General features: G+C 69.2%; 6 protein-coding genes. 3 read left to right on the top strand and 3 right to left on the bottom strand.

Features of this window, described 5'->3' with window-relative positions:
- Nucleotides 1-237 precede the first annotated feature (237 nt).
- Nucleotides 238-1,038 (top strand): carbohydrate kinase family protein, encoded by an 801-nt coding sequence (locus Manayef4_RS02030; protein ID WP_035734624.1) that lies wholly within the window; start codon nucleotides 238-240, stop codon nucleotides 1,036-1,038.
- Between the two features lie 176 nt (nucleotides 1,039-1,214).
- Here Manayef4_RS02030 and Manayef4_RS02025 read toward each other — a convergent pair whose 3' ends face one another.
- From Manayef4_RS02025 to Manayef4_RS02015, 3 genes are read right to left on the bottom strand one after another with little or no spacing between them, the layout of a single operon-like run.
- Entirely contained in the window at nucleotides 1,215-1,856 is a 642-nt protein-coding gene (locus Manayef4_RS02025) for a hypothetical protein (protein WP_070130448.1), read from the bottom strand.
- Nucleotides 1,857-1,869: 13 nt separating this feature from the next.
- A complete protein-coding gene (locus tag Manayef4_RS02020) occupies nucleotides 1,870-3,009 on the bottom strand; it encodes a radical SAM protein (protein ID WP_070130447.1) in 1,140 nt (379 codons plus the stop codon).
- A complete protein-coding gene (locus tag Manayef4_RS02015) occupies nucleotides 3,006-3,689 on the bottom strand; it encodes a hypothetical protein (protein ID WP_070130449.1) in 684 nt (227 codons plus the stop codon). The genes Manayef4_RS02020 and Manayef4_RS02015 overlap by 4 nt, the downstream gene beginning before the upstream one ends.
- A gap of 185 nt (nucleotides 3,690-3,874) precedes the next feature.
- On the opposite strand from Manayef4_RS02015, the gene Manayef4_RS02010 reads away from it, so the two are divergent.
- Complete coding sequence (locus Manayef4_RS02010) at nucleotides 3,875-4,159, top strand: hypothetical protein (protein ID WP_011436941.1); 285 nt, start codon at nucleotides 3,875-3,877, stop codon at nucleotides 4,157-4,159.
- Between the two features lie 60 nt (nucleotides 4,160-4,219).
- Nucleotides 4,220-4,563, top strand: a 344-nt coding sequence (locus tag Manayef4_RS02005; RefSeq protein ID WP_139139959.1) for a transposase, incomplete at its 3' end; no start/stop codon positions are given.

The following is a 4,563-nucleotide window of genomic DNA, read 5'->3' as shown; positions in this document are numbered from 1 at the left end:
GGTGTATGTGAAACTCATCGAGGCGTGGGGTTCCTTCGGAGTTGCTCTTTGGTCGGAACAACTTCCTACCGGAGCCCCGCGCCTTCATCGTCTCCACCCCCAGGGACGCTCACACCCAGCGACGCTCACGGAGCGTCACCAAACGTTGCAGGGAAAGGCTCAGTGGGTCATTTCCCCTCGGCGAACCAGGGCGCGGCGGTCCGGACGGTGGAGCCGTCCATCGCGGCGGATGGCCCTATGGCCGCCGCCGTCCTGGCCGCCCTCGAGGTCCCGGCGCTCGTGCTCTCAAACGACTTCGGCGATGATCCGGGCGGGGTCCAAATCCAGGCCTGGTTAGAGCGGCACCGGGTGGCCTCCACGGCCCGGCCGGTGCCGGATCAGTCAACGTCGCACATTGTGATCGTGGCCGACGATGACGGCACCCGAACCTGGTTTCCGTACCTGCCCGGGGTACTGGATGGGCTGATGGCCGTGGACCTCACACCGCTGGCCTCGGCATCCTTCGCCTATGTGGACTGCTACCAGCTCATCGAACCAGCAAGCCTCCGCGCCATCGAGGCCGCMCGCCGGGCAGGGGTTCCGCTGCTGCTCAACCTCGGCGGCTCCAGCCTCAGCCCGGAGGTGGCTTCCGCGCTCCGGGATTGGCCGGAACTGCTGGTGATCCAGACGAACGTGGACGACGCCGCGCACGGGGAGGCCCTGGCGACGGCGGCCTCCCTGCGGAGCCAGACCCGGGCCTCCTGGGTGGTGGTCACGGCCGGAGCCTTCGGCGCGGTCGCCCTCAGCGACACCAGCCGGGTATCCGTTCCCGCCTTCGAGATCGTGGTACGGCACACCCACTGCGCCGGCGCGGCCTTTTCCGGCGGCCTTCTCTACGGTCTGCGTCTCGGCTGGCCGATGGGGGAAACCCTGGAGCTGGCAGCGGCCAGCGGAAGCCTTCGCTGCGAGCGTCCCCACCACGAACCCCTTCCGGACCTGGACCAGCTGCGCGCCTTCATCAGTTCCCGCGCTCGTCTGGCTGCCCCGGCCGCTGGCTGACCGAACGAGAAGCCCGCCCCTACGCCGTTGGAGGGGCGGGCTCTTCGGGGTGAACGCGGTTGGTCGGTCTACGGCGGCGGGTGATTAGTCGCTGATGGGCGGCACCTCCTTTGGATGCGGGGGCGTCGGCCGCGCCTCGGCACCGGCAGCGGCCAGGCATGGGGCGGCGGGGCGGTCTAAAACAGGTCCCACTCCCGGAGTGAAGTGGTCAGCTCGTCCAGGCGGTCCCGCGTCAGGCGTTTGCGGGCGGCCTCGGCGGCCGTTTCCTGGGCGGCGCCGAACTGCCACCAGCGCTCCCCAGTCTTCCGGTCCATGACCAGGAAGCGATCTTTGACGGCCGGGCCGCGGATCACCAGCGACACCGTGAACGGCTCCGCCACCACGGYGCGCACCATCGAGTGATGCAGGGCGTAGCTGCTGCCCACCGGTTCCGGCCGCACCACCAGCGCCTTCAGCGCGTCCGGGGCCGGGGCGTCGTCCACGTCCACATTGCCGAAGAGGTGGTGGCGGTACTCCCCGCGCAGCACCAGGCTGGCGTAACTCCAGCGGTGGTTGTGAGGCCGGTCGAAGTAGCCGGGGAGGAAGACGTGCAGCCGGACCCGGACACCAGCGTCATCCTGGTACAGCACGATTTTGTCCAGGATGTCGTAGTGCTCGCACAGGGCCAGCAGTTCCGGCCGCGTCGGCAGGCGGAGCAGGGCTTCCCTCACCGCCTCCGGGTCCTCCGCCACCTGCGCCAGCGCCTTGCGGGTGCCGCTCTCCACGGCGTCGAGGTCGTCCCAGTCCAGTCCCCGGAGGGGCTTGATGATCTCATTCATCAGGGTGTCTCCCTCAGTCCTCGGGCTTGGCGGACGACTTCCACAACCGGCACACCGGCACGATGTCCGGCTCCGCGGCGCAGGAGGAGCCGCCCATGACGACYTCCTCGGCGGGGCAACCGCCCTGGCAGGCGGAGGCCTTGCACCCGCCGCACGCGCTCGTCATCAGCGGTTGGGTGAACAGGTCGAACTCGTTGGCCTCGCGGTTCAACACCACCTGCCCGTCCTGCATCCGGGCGAAGTTGAGGTCCGTGTCGAACAGGTACGAACAGACGTAGCAGCGCCCGTCGGGAAAGATCGAAATGCGGTCCAGCGTCCGGCCGATGCACCCCTGGTATCCCTCCGCCGCATAGCGGCTCATCTGGTTTCGCCGGGCGTAGGTGGGCTGGTACCAGACCCGGGTTTTGTAGGCCGGGGCCACCTGGTTGATGACGTCGCAGTACGTCACCCAGGCTGATGGACCCATCGCCATGTCGGCGTTGCCGTGGCCGGTGCCGATGGTGGAGAAGACGTGGAACTTCACGAGGGACACGCCGATCTCGTCGGCCAGGTCCAACAGCTTCAGGGCGTCGCCCCGGTTGGCCCGGTTGACGGTGCAGATGATCCGGGTGTCGAAGCCGCGTCCGGCCAGCTCCGCCGTCGTCTCCAGAGCCACGTCAAAGGTGCCCTCGCCGCGTACCTGGTCGTGGGTGGCGGCGCTCCCGCCGTCGAGGCTGACCTGGACGTAGGCGAAGTCCGCCGGTTCCAGCTGGCGGAACTTCCGTGCCGCGGGCTTCTGGGCGTTCGTGGTGGTGATGACGTCCTCGTACCCCAGCTGCCGCCCGAGCCGGATGGCCTCGATGTAGTTGGGGTGAAGCGTCGGCTCCCCGCCCAGGATGGTCAGCTTGCTGCCGCCCATCCGTCGCCAGGTCCGCAGCGTMTCCGTGATCTGGGGCAACGGCATCTTCAAGGCGCGCTCCAGTCGTTCGCCCATGTAGCAGTGTTCACAGCGCAGTTGACAGGCCTCGGTGATGTAGAGGTACACATTCCGGAACCGGCCGTAGGCGATCCGGTCAATGTGTTCCGGGGCAGGTGCGTCAGCCCGGCGCGGCATCCGGGCGTGGCCATAGTCGTCCCTCGGGCGCAGGTGGGGAAGATCAAGGAAGGTGGTCATGCGGGGCTGCTCCTGGCGGTGAGGAGGGTGGTAACGGCCTGGGCGGTGTCCTCGGGGGTGGTGCCGCTGTCGAGCGCGTGAACGGTGACGCCGCCACCCGCGAACGCCTCCTTGATCCCGTCAGCGGTCTGGCGGTACCGCTGWAGCCGGGCGCGGAGGAGCCGGGGCGCGTCCCCGCGGCGGGGGTGGAGGATGCCGCCGCACCGCGCGCAGCGCTGGGGGTCGTCGGCGCGGGCCTCGGCGGGGAGGCGGGGGTCACGGATGGGGTCGCGCTCGCAGCGGTGGCAGACCCGGCGGTGATAGGCCCGCCGGTACAGCGTGGTGACGTTCACCGTCAGCTCCACGGCGACGACGGCGCAGCCGGGGGCCGTCTGCCGGAGCGCCGCCAAGAAGTGCCGGACCTGGGCGGCATTGCCGGGGAAGTTGTCGAAGATGACTGTCCCCGTGCCCCCGGCCGTGACCAAGTCCTCCAGGTAGGCCCGGAGGGTGGCAATCACGGTGAAGTCGTCAATCCAGCCCAGGCGTTCCGCGCTGGTGGCCGTGGCCGCCAAGATCGTGGTGGGGACGTGCTCACGCAGGCGGAACACGGCGGTGGCCGGGGCCTTGCTGAGCCGCGCCGTCAGCGTGGTCTTGCCAGCGGCCGGAGGTCCGAAGACCGGGACGGCAACCGTGAGGGTCACGGCATCCCCCTTTCGCACCCTGGGGACGGGGATTGAGATGTCCTCAGGGTCCGGCCGGGGATCGTGGAGGACCACGCCTGTGGTTCGTGCCGGGCATACGCGAGACGCATAGACACTGCGCCGGAGGGTGTTACGGTCGGGTCCGGATCGTGCCCAAACGGTTACGGAACGGGGGATGGYCAGGCATGACGACCACGCCTGACCTACGGCACTGCGCCCGGTGCAAACGCCGCCTGGCCGCCGACAACCCGCAGCCCATGTGCGGCACCTGCCAGCGCGCCGTCATCGACGCCCGGGTCCGCCCGCCCGAGGTGCCCCCGGAGTTCTGGGCGCTGGATCAGATGAGCGACGCCCTGGCGACGTGGCACATGGGCCGGGTGATCTTTGCCTACCGGACCCATCCCCACCATGCCCAACCCATCTCTCAGTGGGCGTTCTGCACGCTTTCGCCGGGCCTCAGCTTGAGTTGATCTCTGGGGTGCGGAGTTGATCGTCTTGCGTTCRCCGGCTGGCGCGTTCTGCTGGAAGACATGGCAGAACGCAAGCCGTACCCCAGTGACCTGTCCGATGAGGCGTGGGACCTGATCCGCCCGGTCCTCACCGCGTGGAAGGCCCGGCACCCCTCGGCCAGCGGGCACGAGGGCGGCTACGACATGCGGGAGATCGTGAACGCGGTCCTCTACCAGGCCCGGACCGGCTGCCAGTGGCGCTACCTGCCCCACGACCTGCCCCCGACGTCCGCGGTGTACTACTACTTCGGCCAGTGGCGCGACGACGGCACCACCGAGACGATCCACGACCTGCTGCGCTGGCTGGTCCGTGAGCACCACCGCAGGAAAGCCGACCCGAGCGCGGTCGTGCTGGACTCCCAGAC

This window comes from Frankia sp. CgMI4 (genome assembly GCF_001756285.1).
Lineage (GTDB): Bacteria > Actinomycetota > Actinomycetes > Frankiales > Frankiaceae > Frankia > Frankia casuarinae.
The sequence above is the reverse complement of the archived record's forward strand: the minus strand, read 5'-3'. Positions and strand labels throughout refer to the sequence as shown.

Bases quoted from the DNA above. Each gene is read 5' to 3' on its own strand.
- Manayef4_RS02010 (WP_011436941.1), top strand. From the start codon at position 3,875: ATGACGACCACGCCTGACCTACGGCACTGCGCCCGGTGCAAACGCCGC.